The sequence below is a fragment of the Duganella sp. CT11-25 genome (assembly GCF_047302815.1).
Classification (GTDB): Bacteria; Pseudomonadota; Gammaproteobacteria; order Burkholderiales; family Burkholderiaceae_D; genus Rugamonas.
In genome coordinates this window covers 4,393,578-4,408,713 of the sequence record NZ_JBKBFD010000001.1, presented here as the reverse complement: position 1 = coordinate 4,408,713, position 15,136 = coordinate 4,393,578, and the positions used below count along the sequence as shown (strand labels likewise).

Genomic DNA, 15,136 nt, shown 5'->3' with positions numbered 1-15,136 from the left:
GTCGCTATCAGTCTTGTTCGGGGATGGGGCGGATCACCAGGAAGTGATACGACATGGCACCACAGAAGGCGATCGCGGCGCCGGTCAGCAAGGCCGGCACGAAGGACCAGGTCTGTGCGATGTAGCCGGTCAGGATGGGCGCCAGCGCTCCGCCAAGAAACCCGCCGAAGTTCTGGATCGCGCCGAGCGACGCGATGCGGCTCGGCGGCGCCGCCACGGTGGCCAGCGACCATGCACAGGCCGATGAGGCGTTGGCGAGGAAGATGACGATCGAGATGCAGGCCACGGCCAACACATTGCTCTCGACCAGTGCAGCAGGAATCGTGAACACCACCATGCCCAGCGTGGATACCACCACCGCATTGCGGCGGCCGGATATCGGCGAGGCCGCATGCCGGGTGACGCGGTCGGAAGCCCAGCCCGCCAGCAAGGCGCCGGCGAAGCCGCAAAGAAACGGGACCGAAGCCGCGATGCCGGCGTATGCCAGGTCCATATGCCGCTCAGTCCGCAGGTAGCCTGGCAGCCAGGTCAGATAGACCCAGTTGAGGTAGACCGAGCCGAAAAAGCCGAGCATCATGCCCCAGGTGACGCGGTGACGGAACAGCGCGCACCAGGCGGCAAAGCTGGTTGTCGGCTTGGCCTCGCCTGCCTCGTCGGCCTCAAGATAGGCGCGCTCGGCGGCGGACATTTGCGCATGGACCGGATCGCGATACAGGGTTACCCAGACGACGGCCGCCACCAGGCCCAGCGCGCCGGTGACGAAGAACGCCCAATGCCAGCTGGTCGCGGCAATCAGCGGCGACAGGCATATGGGCGCCAGCGCGACGCCCAGCGGCGAAGCGGAATTGTAGATGCCGGTCGGCGTGCCGCGCGAACGCAGCGGGAACCAGTTGCTCACCACCCGCGCCGCCGCCGGGAACTGCGGTGCCTCGCCGATACCGAGCGCGATGCGCACGATCAGGAAGTAGCCGAAGGTCGACGCGAGGCCGCCCGCGGCCTGGGCCAGCGACCACACCACCAGGCCGATACCGAGCAGCCAGCGCGGCCCCACCTTGTCGACCAGCGCGCCGACCGGGAGCTGGCATAGCGCATAACTCCACGAGAACGCCGACAGCAGCAGGCCCATCTGGCCGAGCGAGAGGCCGAGGTCGGCACGAATATACTCGTTGGCCACGGCCAGGGTGGCGCGGTCCATGTAATTGATGACGCCGCAGACCACCAGCAGCACAAGCGCCAGCACCTGGCTGCGGCGAATTCGGGAAGGGATGGTCTCGTTATTGATCATTTTAGAATGTGGCTGCGCCGCGCATGTGTCGCGTCAAGAGAATTGATTCACTGGAAATCAGTGAAAATGATGGCGAGTATAGTTCAGGGGGCGGTGCCCGAACAGTTTATCGGGCCTGAGATGGAAATATAGCGACTTCTTGTTACAGTGCTTTAAAACTTGACGTATATTTATGCCAGTCCTGGAATAAAAATTCCAAAGAAAATTTGATGTGAAGAGATTAACATGAGTGTTGCGGGCGTGCGTTCGAATCGCGGAGACAGTTATCAAACCGTGGTCGCAATTGAATGGGTGGTGAGCATGTTGCTCGATGAGTCTATCGTTGCAATCGAGGTGGACACGACTGCCTTGGTCGATAAAGAGCCAGCCGACGTAGATGACATTGTTATCAAGCTGGCTGATGGCCGTAGCCATTATTTTCAGTGCAAAAAGAATGAGAAAAATTTTGAGGCATGGACGGCAAAATCGCTGGCCTCCGAGTTTGTCAACGCCGCAAACTTGTTAAGCAGGGAGGCGACGGCCAATGTCACTTTTTACTCCCGAAATAATTTTGGCTCCGTCGCGAAGTTACGCGAGCATGCGCAAACCCAGCCAGACCACGCCGCATTTATCAAAAGTTTGACACCTGCTCTTTTGGCGGAACATCAAGTGTTGTGTGCATCTTTAGGCGGTAGCACAAAAGATTCGCAGGCAACGCTCTCTTTATTGCTTCGAATTGAATTCGAAACCACTGGTACGGTTGAACGTATTCAACGAAAGAATAAAGCGACGCTAGCGCGCCATCTGACCAACGCGGAAGCCGCACACTCCGCTATTTGGACGGCGGTCGACCAACTGGGCGCGCGTATCGTAAGGGCGAACGGCAGCATCCATTCGATTACCCGCTCCGACCTGGTCTCCATACTCGAGAGTCATGGTTGTCATGCCAAACCAAGCGTGCTGGGCGGTCGTTCCGCAACCGATGCCTTTTACGAGAAGAATGTTCCGCCCGCTGTACGCCAATCCTTGACGGAACATATTGATGCGTATGGCAATCCCGAACAGGTGATCGACCAGTGGAAAGCGCGATATGAGGCATTGCTACAAAAGCTGAATGCGCAAAGGACGGACTCCGATCTACACCACGCAGGCCAGGCGCTGGCGAGCGGCGACTATACCCAGGCTGAAAAGCATCTGGATGCTGCAATTCGAATTGGTGAGGAAAACGCTCGTACGCTCGGTGTCGCTTATAGCAATCGAGGTGAATTGCATTTACTCAAGTTCGAACAGCAAGACGCTTTGCACAACTTCCGCTTGGCATGGTTGAGCGCGCCGGACAATGCGGATTTCGTCACCAACTATAGTAGCCTGTTAATTGAGCTTGTCGATTTTTCCGAGGCCATCAATGTGCTGACGAAAGCGATTGCTTCTCCTCCGGATGACGCAACGTCCGCGTTGTGGCGTTGCACTCTCGCTACCGCGCTTTTTTCTGCAGGGCAGCTCAAAGAGTCGCAAGCGATGTTTACGACTGCCGAGAAATATTTCGCCACTGCTAAATATTCTTCGGCGGAGGAGCGGGCCGACGTGATTAACGGTCTTTATATCAATCGCGGCCTGATGTACGAAAGCATCGATTTGCAGACCGACGCATTGCGCTGTTATCAAACGGCGGTGACGCATTTTAGGGAGGCGCTCAAGGTCTCGCCGTCGACGCAACAAAAGTTCGCCCTTGCCCGTGCACTCAATAATCTGGCTTTACATTGCACCACTGCGCAGGACTCCGAGGAGCCTGGCAAGCTCTATCGTGAGGCGCGAAGCCTGCTCGAGGGGGATGGTAATTGGAGATCCGTAAAAGATCTCGCGCTTATCTCGGTTAACTATGCCGAGTATCTGATGGATAAGGATGACTTCGGGCAAGCAGAAACTCTTCTCGATGAGTCCCTCGCTATCCGGCGCGATGTATTGCAGAAGAGCGGATGGCATCCGGCCGCCTCATATGATCTGTGCGATTGCTTGTTGACCCTTGCGACATTTCAGTACCATTCAGGTCATACACGCAAGGCGCTGGCTATCGTGGAGGAGATCCGTGCCCAAGCTGAATTGCTGCGAACGGCAAACCCGGGACTGTATGGAAAAGTATTGGCGCGGTTCCTTACCAATGCCACGGCGATCTACCGTAACAATGGCCAGTTTGACGATGCCTTGGATTGCGCGGACGAGGCGGTACGCTTCTTCCGCCAGCAAGCGGTGACGGACACGGTTCTCAAGGACCTTGCCACGGCATTCAACAACAAAGCCAATGTGCTGATGGAGATGCGTGACGTTCAAGCTTGTGGTGAAACGCATGAAGAAGCCATCACCATACGCAGGGAATTGGCGAAAAGCGGTCATCACGGCCATCTCTGTGACTATGCCCTTTCTCTTGCAGGGCAAGCCGTATTGCTGAACGATGAGGCTGTCGCACGGAAGAACCTAGATGAAGCAGGAAAAATCCTGTCAGAACTGGTTATTAAAGACCCACAAGCTTATACCGTGCATTGGTGCCGATTCTTGAACAACGACTGCCTGGAACGAATCAGGTTCAGCAATTTCGAACAAGCGATCACGTCTGGTCTTAAGGCCGTCAATGAATTTAAAAGATTGATTGAAGGGGGAGCCGTTCAGCATACCGCTGATCTGGCGAGTTTCTTGTGCAATCTTTCCATCGCTTACGAACTCCATGGACAGGTTCAGCAAGCCATCGACTGTTTGATTGAGTCGAAGAAAATCTATCAGGCGCTTGCGCTCAAAGGCGATCTACGATCTCTGATTAATCTCGCCAAGGTCCATGAAAACCTGTGCTTTGTGTACCTGACCGCAGGAAATACGCCTGCCGCACTCGAAGCCAAGCGGCAGGCCATCGCAAGTCTGGAAAAAGTGCAAGCGAGCGCAGATCAATCCTTTAAGGACTATATCAACGCTACGATACAGAGAATCAACAGCAAGTTACCAGGCTAGCTTATCGTCAGGTCTTAATAGCGCACGAACTTCGACTCATCCGGCGGAATGCCGGACAGGGCGACCTGGCGCACCGGCACCGGACGCGCCGGCACGCGGCCACTGTGCACCGGCGCGCGCGGTGGGCTGCGCCGTACACCGTGACCGTTCGCGCTGACCTTGAAGAAGCCCATCGCCTGCTGCAGTTCCTCGGCCTGGCTGCTCATCTGCTCGGCCGTGGAGGCCAGTTCTTCCGCGCCTGCCGCGTTTTGCTGGGTGGTCTGGCTGAGCTGCGCGATGGCGGCGTTGATCTGCGCCAGGCCGGCCGATTGTTCTTCCGACGCGGCGGTGATTTCCTGCACCAGGTCGGAAGTCTTCTTGATGTTCGGCACCATCGACCCCAGCATTTGCCCGGCCTGCTCCGCCAGGTTGACGCTGCTGCTGGCGACCTCGCCGATTTCCTGCGCGGCGACCTGGCTGCGCTCGGCCAGCTTGCGCACCTCGGCGGCCACCACGGCGAAGCCCTTGCCGTGCTCGCCCGCGCGCGCCGCTTCGATCGCCGCGTTCAGCGCCAGCAGATTGGTCTGGTAAGCGATGTCGTCGATGATCAGCACCTTGGCGGCGATCTGCTTCATGGCCGATACCGTCGAGCGCACCGCGTCGCCGCCCTCGCTGGCTTCGTTGGCGGCGCGGCTGGCCATGGCGTCGGTGACCTTGGCGTTGTCGGTGTTTTGCGCCACCGAGGCTGTCATCTGCTCGACCGAGGCCGAGGTTTCCTCGACGCCGGCGGCCTGCTCGCTGGCCGCCTGCGCCAGCGACTGCGAGGTGGCGCTGACCTCTTCCGAGGCGGCGGCCAGGCCTTCGGCGTTGGCGTTGACTTCCGCCACCACCTCGGCCAGCTTGGACATGGTGTTGTTGGCGTAGTCTTTCAGTTCTCCGAACGCGCCTTCATATGGCTTGTCGATGCTTTGCGTCAGGTCGCCTTCCGACATCGCGCCCATCACCCGCACCACGTCGCTGATGCTGGAGCCGGTGGTGATCGCCAGCTGGTTCAAGCCCTCGCCCATTTCACGCTGGAAGCCCTGCAGGCCGTTGAGGTCGACGCGGGCGTCGAAGTTGCCGCGATTGGCCGCCGCTACCACCGTGCGCTGGCCGTCGATCACCTGCTGCAGCTTGGCCACCATGCCCTTGACCGCCAGCAGCATGCTGCCCTGGTCGCCCGGCTTGGTCACCACTTCACCGCTGAGGTCGCCGTTGGAGATGCGCTGCATCAGCTCGGCGGCATAGCCCGGCTCGCCGCCCAGGCTCTTGACCAGGCTGGCCGTGATCAGCCAGGCCACCACGACCGCGATCAGGATTGCGACGCTCGACAGGATGAACACCAGCCGACGCGTGCTTTCATAGTTGTCCGAGGCGTTGATGCGTCCCTTTTCCATCAGCTCGGTCTGGTATTTGACCAGCGTTTCCAGGGAGGCGAGGTAGCCGTTGTTGACCGTGACGAATTGCTCCTTCATGTACTCGAGCGCTTTCTTGGGATCGCTTTTGATCAGGCTATACAGCTCCTCGTAGGCCGCGTTCAGGGCGGTATTCTTGTCGGTGACTTCGCGGAACAGTTGGCGTCCCTTGTCGCTGGAGATCATTTTATCGAGCTTGGCCAGCGCTTCGGCCACCCTGGCCCGGTTGGTTTCGGCCGCGGCCTTGTATTTGTCGCGTTCGTCCTCGTTGGCGAACAGCAGCATGCTGCGCAGCTGGCGGCCATTGTCGATGGTGCGCGTCATCGCGTCGTTGGCCAGCACGACTTTGGGATAGCGGTCTTCCATTATCAGATCGACGTCGTTGTCGATGTCCGCCATCCGGGTCAGGCTGATCACGGACAGCAGCAGCAGCAATGCCACGACGGCGCCAAAGCCCAGTGCCAACCGGGTCGCCACTTTCATGTTTGAAAACATAATTTCTCCCTAAAGTACAACGTGGCCGCCAGGCGTGCCGGGCAACCATGAACAATATGGAACTACGAGGAAATTTTTTCTATTGCCGGTGCGCGTATGCCGCGACTAGCGTGATGAAAGGAGGTTGCCGGCGCGTGAGGCGTTGTTGAGGCGCGGCGGCAAATGAGGGGTGGACAGCTGAATGGATTACACACCATCGCGATCACAATTCTTTCAGAAAATGCGCAACAATGAAGGCAAACTTTGGCCTTCATCATGTCACGTTAGCGTGTTCTAAGGCAAGTATTTTCCTATCCGGCCAGCGCCACGGCGTCGGCGCCCGCCACAATGCGGAGCGGGCACGCCGCATCGTTTGCCGCGCGCCACACCGCTTCCGCCACATCCGCCGCCAGGGTGACCTCGGAAGGCTTGGCCCATTCCGCAAAGATATTCTGGGCCAGCTCGGCGTATGCCTCCGGAATGCCGATCCGGGCCCGCGCGTTGTCACCGAAGCGGGTGCCAGGCGCCCGTCCTGGCAGCACCACATTGACGCGCACATTGAATTGCCGGAGTTCCAGCGCGAGCGACTCGGTGAAGGCGTTGACCGCGGCCTTGCTCGCGGTGTACACGGACAGCAACGGCAGCGACTTCAAGGTCACGCTCGACGTCACATTGACGACGACGCCGGATCGGCGTTGCCGGAACTGCGGCAGCACCGCCTGCGTCATCGCCATCGTGCCCAGGGTATTGGTCTCGAAGATGGCGCGGGCGGTGTCCATCGACGTGCCTTCGAGCGCGCCCAGCATGCCCACCCCAGCGTTGTTGACCAGCACATCGATCGGCCCCGCGGCTTCCACGGCCTGGCGGATGCTGTCGGCATCGGTGACGTCCAGCGCCAGCACGCGCAGGCGGTCGGAACGCGGCAGCAGGTCTTCGCGCGGCGCGCGCATGGTGGCGATGACGTTCCAATCGCGATCGAGGAAGTATTGCGCGGTTTCCAGGCCGAAGCCGGACGAGCAGCCGGTGATAAGGATGGTTTTCATGAGGAACTCCTGTAGGTGGTTGGCGGTACAGAGACTGTAGCCCGCCGCGCCTGGACTTGCTACAATCGAAAGTCCATGGTTCATTTGCAGGAGTCCGGATATGGTCGATCCACTCGCGGAGGTTGTCACGCTGCTCCAGCCGCGCGCCAGGTTCTCGAAAGTTGTCAGCGCCGCCGGCCCCTGGCGGATACGCCGTTCGGATGCCGGGCATCCGTTCTATTGCGTGATCCTCGACGGTGCGTGCCGCCTGGCGGTGGACGGACAGGATGCGATCGACCTCCGGCAGGGCGACTTTGTCCTGGTCCCCGAGGCGTATGGCTTCACGATGTCCAGTCTTGAGCCGATGACGCCGGAGGACGCCTACACCGAGCCGGTCGTGCTGCGGCCCGGGGAATTCCGGCACGGCGCGCAAGACCTGCCGGCCGATGTCCTGCTGCTGGTGGGCTACTGCACCTTCGGCTCGCCGGACGCGGCCTTGCTGGTATCGCTGCTGCCGCAGCTGGTGCACGTACGCGGAGAGCGGCGGCTGGCCACCATCGTGCAGTTGCTGGGCGAGGAATCACGCGCGCAGCGGCCGGGGCGCGATGTCATCCTGGCGCACCTGCTGGAGGTCCTGCTGATCGAAGCGCTGCGCTCGACGGCGGGGACCGCCGCCTCGCCGGGCCTGTTGCGTGGACTGGCCGACGAACGGCTGGCGGCCGCGATACGCCGCATGCACGAAGATATGACCCGGCCCTGGACGGTGGCGGAACTGGCGAAAGAGGCGGCGCTGTCCCGTTCATCGTTCTTCGAACGCTTCAGCCGCGCGGTGGGCGTGGCGCCGATGGCGTATTTGCTGCGCTGGCGCATGGCTTGGGCCAAGAACCTGCTGCGGCAGACAGAGGGCAACGTTGCCGAGGTTGCCGAGCGCGTCGGCTACGGCTCCGCCAGCGCGTTCAGCGTCGCCTTCACGCGCCACGTCGGCCTGCCGCCCACGCGCTATGCGCGGGAGTCGTGAATCAGCAGCCGTCTACACCTCGCTCCACTGCCGCAGCAGGTTGTGATAATGGCCGGTCAGGCCGACCAGTTCCGGGCAGTCGCCGAGGCGGGCGCGCAGGCTCTGGATGTTCTGGTCCAGCTCCAGCAGCAGGCCGCGCCGCATGTCGTCGCGCACCATGCTCTGGGTCCAGAAGAAGGAACACACCCGCGCCCCGCGCGTGACCGGCTCCACGCGGTGGATGCTGGTCGACGGATACAGGATCAAATCGCCGGCCGGCAGTTTCACCTCGTGCTCGCCATAGGCGTCGGTGACGATCAGCTCGCCGCCGTCGTATTCGTCCGGGTCGCTCAGGAACAAGGTCGACGAGACGTCGGTGCGCAGCCACTGGCCATCCGGCACGCGGCGCAGCGCGCCGTCCACATGGGCGCCGTAGTGTTCGCCGCCGGCGTAGCTGTTGAACAGCGGCGGACAGGTGCGCCGCGGCAGCGCGGCCGAGAAGAACAGCGGATGGCGCGCCAGCGCCTCCAGCACCGCCTGGCCCAGTTCCAGCGCCAGCGGCGAGCCTTCGCGCAGTTGCCGGTTCTGCTTGACCTGCGCACCCTGCGCGCCGACCGTGGTGCGGCCGTCCACCCAGTCCGTCTGGTCCAGCCGGCGGCGCATGCCGGCCACCTGCTCGCGGCTCAGGACCTGTGGAATATGCAGCATCATGATGACTCTCCTTTAAAGCAAAAAAGCCCCGCCGGTAAGGGCGGGGCCAGCAACACGGAATCGGGAACCGGTGCTTAGAACTTGAAGTTGGCGGTCAGGCTGCCCGAGCGTGGATTGCCCGGAGTGTAGCGGTAGCCCGACTTGTTGATCGCCGCGATGTACTCTTTGTCCGCCAGGTTATACACGTTCAGGCGGACGTCGATGTTCTTGCTGATCGGGTACGACGCCATGGCGTCGAACACCCAGTACGAATCGGCGTAAGCCGGGGTGCCGACGGCGCCGTCGGTGCCGCGCAGCAGTTTGTCGCTGAAGCGCGCGCCGCCGCCGATTTGCAGGCCGATCGGCAGCGTGTACGAGGTCCACGCGGTGAACGCTTGCTTAGGCGTGTAGGTCAGCTGGTTCTGGCCGTTGGCGGTGACCACCTTGCCCGATTCGACGCTGGTCGACATGCGGGTGTAGCCGGCGCTGATGATCCAGTTGCGCATGATTTCGCCGGTCACGCCCAGCTCGATACCTTGCACGCGTTTCTTGCCGGTCTGGTAGTACAGCGCATCGACCGGATCCTGCTCGACTTCGTTCTTCACTTCGGTGCGGTACACGGCAGCCGACAGCGACAGTTTCTGCTTCAGCAGGTCCCACTTGGTGCCCATCTCGTAGTTGGTGGTTTCCTGTGGATCGAACTTCGGATTGGCGGCGCTGCTGGCCGAGGTGCTCAGCGCGAAGTTGGCGCTGCCGGGCGGCGCTTTCGAGGTCGCCACCAGGGCGTAGACGCTGCTGTCGGCGGTCGGCTTGTACAGCGCCGACAGCTTGCCGTTGGCCAGGTTGTCCGACGCTTCGATCGCGCTGCCGACCAGGGTGCCGACCGGGATCACTTGCGGCGTGGCGGCGGCCTGCACGGCGACCGCGTTGTAGGTGGTGCTGTAGTGGTCGACGCGCACGCCGCCGTTGAAGATCCACTTGTCGCCCAGCTTGACGGTGTCGAACAGGTACACGCTCTGGGTGTTGGTGGTGCCGTCGTTGCGGCCGCCGCTGCGCACCAGGTTCACTTGCGCAGTGCTGATCGGGGTGTGCGGGTTCGGGTAGTAGATGCTGGTCGCAGGCAGGCCGGCGGTCGCGGCCGGCGCCGAGTTCACGTACAGGTAATTGGTCTGCTTCTCGTTGGTCAGCTCCAGGCCGCCGACCACGGTGTGCTTCAGCGCGCCGGTGTCGAAGTTGGCGGTGATGGTGCTCTGGTTGGTCAGCACTTCGTTCTGCTGATCCTTGGTGGTCAGGTTGGTGCGGTTCAGCATCCAGGTCGCTGGATCGGCGCCGGCCACCACGGTCGGCATGTTGGCGCCGGTCGACATGAACGAGGTCAGCAGGTAGTTCTGCTTGGTCTTGCCGTAACGGGTGGTGTTCTGCACTTTGGCGCCGCCGGCGAAGTCGTGTTCGACGCGGGCCGTCAGCATGTCGGCCGTGACGTCGTCATGGTCCAGCACCGAGCCGTAGAAGTTCTTCGGATTGACGCGGGCGGCGCCGGCCATGAAGGCGAAGCTCTTGGCCGGCACGGCTGGCTTGGTCGCGGTGGCGGCCACGGCGGCGATGTCGGCCGGCGGGGTCCAGCCTGGCAGGCCGATGGTCAGCACGCCGCCGTCGGGCACGTTGTCCTGCTTGATGTGCAGGTAGTTCAGGTAGATGCGGGTCGGGCTGCCCAGGCCGAAGGCGACCGATGGCGCCACGCCCCAGCGCTTGTTCTTGACCATGTCGCGCGCCGGGCTGCCGCTGTCCTGGTCCAGCAGGTTCAGGCGGAAGGCGGTGCCGCTGTCGGCGTCGATGACCTTGTTGATGTCGGCGGTGGCGCGTTTCTGCTGGCCGCTGCCGAAGGTGACCGAACCCAGGTAGGCATCTTCCAGCAGCGGCTGTTTGCTGACCAGGTTGATGGAACCGGTCGGCGAGCTGCGGCCGTTGTCGGTGCCGGCCGGCCCCTTCAGGACGTCGATCTGTTCGATGTTGAAGGTGTCGCGCGAGATCGAGCCGATGTCGCGCACGCCGTCGACGTAGATGCTGCTCGAGGCATCGAAGCCGCGCATGTAGATCGCGTCGCCGGTGTTGGTGTTGCCGTTTTCGCCCAGGAAGAAGGCGCCGACGCCCGGAGTGTTGCGCAGCGCTTCGGTCAGCGTGACCGCGCCCTGCTGCTCGATCAGTTCTTTCTTGATGACGGTCAGGGTCTGGGCGGTGTCGACCAGCTTTTCCGTGTATTTCGGCGACGAGGCTTTTTCAGCGCGGATATCGTCGCGCACGCCCTGTACCTGGACTTCCTGCAGCTTTTGCGGGGTGGCGGCGTCAGGGGCGGCGTCGGCGGCGTGGGCAGCGACCGGCAGCAGCATCACGGCCAGCGCCGCACTCATGTGTTGGTTGAAGCGCGATTGCGCGTGTTTGCGACTCTTGATCATTGCCATGTGCTTCTTTCTTCCAAAAATGTAAGGCGGCTGTCTGCGCTAAAACTGCTGCAATCCGCGTCGGGCTGCCGGTCGAGGTAAATTTAGTGGGTGAGATTGTAACAATATTTATCCAAAACGTAAATGCGAATTGTTATCAATAGCATTTCGATGCAAGATTTATCTATGGGAGGAGTGTTGCGGAATTGGAAAAAAAGCATGCCTGCCGATCACTGCGGCATGCATTTGCTGGCCAATCCGAGGGGAAATCAGGGCTGTTCGCGGTCCAGCCAGGCGCGGGCGTGGGCCAGCGTTTGTTCCAGTTCGGCCCGTACGGCCTGGTAGCGCTCGGTGAGTTCGTGCTCGCGCTGCTCGATAATGGCGTCCTCGGCATCGATGGTGGCCTGGATCAGGCGCTTGGCGCCCAGCACGCCGACCGCGCCGCGCAGGCTGTGGAACAGGCGGGCGGCGTCGCGCAGACGGCCCTCCTGCAGGGCCTGGCCGGCCTGCTCGACCGGTTCCATGCCGGTGTCGATGGCGCCGCGCACCATCTTGAACATCACGGCGCGGCCCTTGGCGTCCTTGCCCATCACGCGCATCAGGCTGTCCATATTGAAGATGCTGGCCTCGCCGGCCGGCATGGGCGCGGCGGCCACCGGCTTGACGGCCGCCGGCACCAGGGCGGGCGCGGCGGCGGCGGCCATCGCCGCCAGCAAGTCGTCCTCCGCCGGCGGCGGCCGCTTGCGCAGGTGGCGCAGCAGCACCGCCAGCATTTCCTCGACCTCGATCGGCTTGGGAATGAAATCGGTGATGCCGGCCGCCACGCTGCGCTCGCGCTCGGATTCCAGCACGCCGGCGGTCATGGCGATGATCGGCAGCGTCAGCTTGAGTTCCTGGCGCAGCACGCGGGTGGCGGTGAAGCCGTCCATCACCGGCATCTGCATGTCCATCAGCACCAGGTCGTAGCGCCCGCCGTCGCCGCGCATGCGCTCGACCGCCTGGCGGCCGTCGCCCACCACGTCCAGCGTCGCGCCGGCGTGCTCCAGGATGCCGCGCGCCACCGCCTGGTTCAGCACATTGTCCTCGACCAGCAGGAAGTGCATGCCGGCCAGCGTGCCGCCGATGCCATGGTCGGCCGCGCCCTGCTGTTGCGGATCGCCGTTGCTGGCCAGCGCCTGGTGCAGCGCGTCGAACAGGCTCGAGCTGGTGATCGGCTTGACCAGCACCACGTCCGCCTCGGGCGCGAGGGAAATCTGGTCCATCTGGTCGCGGGCGAAGGCGTTGACCATCACCACGATGGGCTGCGGCCGGCCCGCCTGCGGCCGCTCGCTGGCGGCTGCGCGGATGCCCTTGGCCGTGGCCAGCCCGTCCATGCCGGGCATGTGCCAGTCGGCCAGCACCACGTCGTAGGGCTGCTGGTCCAGGCTCAGGCGGTAGCGGCGCAGCGCGGCGGCGCCGGAATCGACTTCGTCGGCCTGCCAGCCCCAGGCGCGTATCAGTTTGGCGATCAGTTCGCGGCTGGTGCGGTTGTCGTCGGCCACCAGCAGGCGCAACTGCCCCAGCGCCGGCTTGCGGCGCTCGTCCTGCGGCGCCGGCAGGATCTCGAACGGCAGGCTGAACCAGAAGAGCGATCCCTTGCCCGGCCCGGTGTTGACGGCGATCTGCCCGCCCATCAGCGCGATCAGCCGCTTGGTGATGGCCAGTCCCAGGCCGGTGCCGCCGAAGCGCCGCGTGATGCTCTGGTCGCCCTGCGAGAAGGCGTTGAACAATTGCGCCTGCTGCGCCTCGGTCATGCCGATGCCGGTGTCGCGCACCTCGAAGCGCAGCAGCGCGCTGTGCTCGTCGCGCGCGCTCAGTTCGATGCTGACCACCACCTCGCCCTGCTCGGTGAACTTGATCGCGTTGCCGGCCAGGTTGACCAGGATCTGCTGCAGCCGCATCGAGTCGCCGCGCAAATGGCGCGGCACGGCCGGATCGACGCTGATGGCCAGTTCCAGCTCCTTGTCGCTGGCGTTCATGGTCATCATGGTGGCCAGCGAATTCATGGTGTCGTCCAGCAGGAAGTCCACCGGCGACAGTTCCATGTGACGCGCCTCGATCTTGGAAAAATCCAGCACGTCGTTGAGGATGCCCAGCAGCGACTGGCCGGACACCCGCACCATGTTCAGGTATTTGCGTTGCTGCGGCGTCAGCGCGGTGTTGCCGAGCAGGTAGACCATGCCCAGCACCGCGTTCATCGGTGTGCGGATCTCATGGCTCATATTGGCCACGAAATCGCTCTTGGCGCGGTTGGCCGCCTCGGCGCGGTCGCGCTCGCGCTCCAGTTCCTGGGCGCGCGCCTCCACTTCCAGCCGCAGCCGGTGGCGTTCGGTGATGTCGGAAATCACCGCCAGCACCTTGGTGCCCTGGTCGGTGCGCACCGCGCTCAGGTTGATCTCGACCGGGAATTCGCTGCCGTCGCGGCGTTGGCCGTACAGCACCGAGCCCTGTCCCATGCGCACCGGTTCGGCGCTGAGGCGGTCGGCGAAGAACTTGATGCGGTGGCCGGCGTGCTGGGCGCGCAGCCGTTCCGGCACCAGGATTTCCAGCGGCTGGCCCAGCACTTCGTCGCGGCCGTAGCCGAAGCAGCGCTCGCCCTCGCGGTTGAAGGTTTCGATGCGGCCGTCGACGCCGACCACGACGATGGCGTTGGGCGCGAACTCGACCAGGCTTTGCAGCCGGGCGTCGGCCGCCAGCCGTTCGTGCATCAGGTCGTTGAAGGCCGAGGTCAGCTGGCCGACTTCGTCGCGCGCATGCACCGGCAGCGGCGTGAAGCGGGCGGGATCGCTGCGCAGCGCGACGATGGCGTCGCGCAGCCTGATCAGCGGCGCCAGCAGGCGCAAGGTCACCCAGCCGATCAGCGCCGCGGCCAGCAGCGAGGCCAGCCCGCTCCACAGCAGCAAACGGTAGAGCACACCGTTGAACGGCTCGAACGCCTCGTCGGCCGGCAGCGAGGTGGCCAGCAGCCAGTCCACCGACTTCAGCTGCTTGTAGCTGTTGAGCGCGCGCTGTCCCGCGCTGGTGACGCCCATGACCGTGCCTTCGAAGCCCTGCTCCAGCGCGCGCGTGGTGGCCGGGTTGGCGTTGGCCTGGCGCGGCTGCAGCAAACGGCTGATGTCGGGATGCAGCACGTACAGCGGATTCTCGCCCCGGGTCAGCGCGAAATAGTAGCCGGTGCGGCCGACCTTGGCGGTGCGCAGGTGGCCCAGCAGATTGTCCTTGTACAGGCGCAGCACGCCGATCAGCACGCACACCACCTCGCCCTTGGCGTTGAGCACCGGCGCGATCATTTGCACGATGGGTTGCTTGTTGGCCTTGCCGATCAGCGGTTCGGTGATCATCGGCTTGCGGGTCCGCATCACGGTCTTGAAGTAGGCGCGGTCGGTCGCATCGATGCCGACCCGGCCCGGCACCATCGGCAGGTCGGAAATCACCCTGCCTTGCGGACTGAGCACCAGCAAATCGTCGAACAGGGCCAGCACGGCGCGGTCCTGGTAATAGGCGCGCAGGCGGTCGGTGGAGCTGGCGATGTCGAGCGGCTGATTGCGGGCCGAGACGGCGATGATGTCGAGCAGCATCATCAGCTTGTCGTCGAGTTCCTCGGCGGTGCGGTTGATCAGCGCGGTTTGCTGCGTGAACAGGACTTTGGTGAAGTCGGCCTGCATCCGTTGCGTCTGGACGACGGTCACCAGGGCGATCATCAGGATCGACGTGATGCTGGTTGCAAGTGCAACCTTGGCCTTTATCCCCGGTGGCTTCATTTCGTCCTTGCTGGCGTATTA

General features: G+C 62.9%; 8 protein-coding genes. 2 read left to right on the top strand and 6 right to left on the bottom strand.

The window, feature by feature from the left end; genetic code table 11:
- Nucleotides 1–7: 7 nt before the first annotated feature.
- Entirely contained in the window at nucleotides 8–1,285 is a 1,278-nt protein-coding gene (locus tag ACEN9F_RS18805) for an MFS transporter (protein ID WP_413422178.1), read from the bottom strand.
- A 225-nt stretch (nucleotides 1,286–1,510) separates the two neighbouring features.
- Between ACEN9F_RS18805 and ACEN9F_RS18800 the strand changes: the two genes are divergently transcribed.
- The gene (locus ACEN9F_RS18800) at nucleotides 1,511–4,261 is read left to right on the top strand and encodes a hypothetical protein (protein ID WP_413422176.1); all 2,751 of its coding nucleotides are present in this window, start codon (nucleotides 1,511–1,513) and stop codon (nucleotides 4,259–4,261) included.
- 14 nt (nucleotides 4,262–4,275) lie between these two features.
- Here the strand turns inward: ACEN9F_RS18800 and ACEN9F_RS18795 are convergent, their stop codons facing one another.
- Nucleotides 4,276–6,189, bottom strand: coding sequence for a methyl-accepting chemotaxis protein (locus ACEN9F_RS18795; RefSeq protein WP_413422174.1), 1,914 nt, complete (start codon nucleotides 6,187–6,189; stop codon nucleotides 4,276–4,278).
- A gap of 290 nt (nucleotides 6,190–6,479) precedes the next feature.
- On the bottom strand, nucleotides 6,480–7,211 hold the full coding sequence (locus ACEN9F_RS18790) for an SDR family oxidoreductase (RefSeq protein ID WP_413422172.1): 732 nt from the start codon (nucleotides 7,209–7,211) through the stop codon (nucleotides 6,480–6,482).
- A 100-nt stretch (nucleotides 7,212–7,311) separates the two neighbouring features.
- Here ACEN9F_RS18790 and ACEN9F_RS18785 point away from each other — a divergent pair, with 100 nt between their 5' ends.
- On the top strand, nucleotides 7,312–8,208 hold the full coding sequence (locus ACEN9F_RS18785; RefSeq protein WP_413422170.1) for a cupin domain-containing protein: 897 nt from the start codon (nucleotides 7,312–7,314) through the stop codon (nucleotides 8,206–8,208).
- 12 nt (nucleotides 8,209–8,220) lie between these two features.
- Here ACEN9F_RS18785 and ACEN9F_RS18780 read toward each other — a convergent pair whose 3' ends face one another.
- The 3 genes from ACEN9F_RS18780 to ACEN9F_RS18770 form a co-directional block, all read right to left on the bottom strand.
- On the bottom strand, nucleotides 8,221–8,898 hold the full coding sequence (locus ACEN9F_RS18780; protein WP_413422168.1) for a Fe2+-dependent dioxygenase: 678 nt from the start codon (nucleotides 8,896–8,898) through the stop codon (nucleotides 8,221–8,223).
- 74 nt (nucleotides 8,899–8,972) lie between these two features.
- Nucleotides 8,973–11,336, bottom strand: a complete 2,364-nt coding sequence (locus ACEN9F_RS18775; RefSeq protein WP_413422166.1) for a catecholate siderophore receptor Fiu — start codon at nucleotides 11,334–11,336, stop codon at nucleotides 8,973–8,975.
- A gap of 248 nt (nucleotides 11,337–11,584) precedes the next feature.
- Nucleotides 11,585–15,115, bottom strand: coding sequence for a response regulator (locus ACEN9F_RS18770; RefSeq protein WP_413422164.1), 3,531 nt, complete (start codon nucleotides 15,113–15,115; stop codon nucleotides 11,585–11,587).
- Nucleotides 15,116–15,136 lie beyond the last annotated feature (21 nt).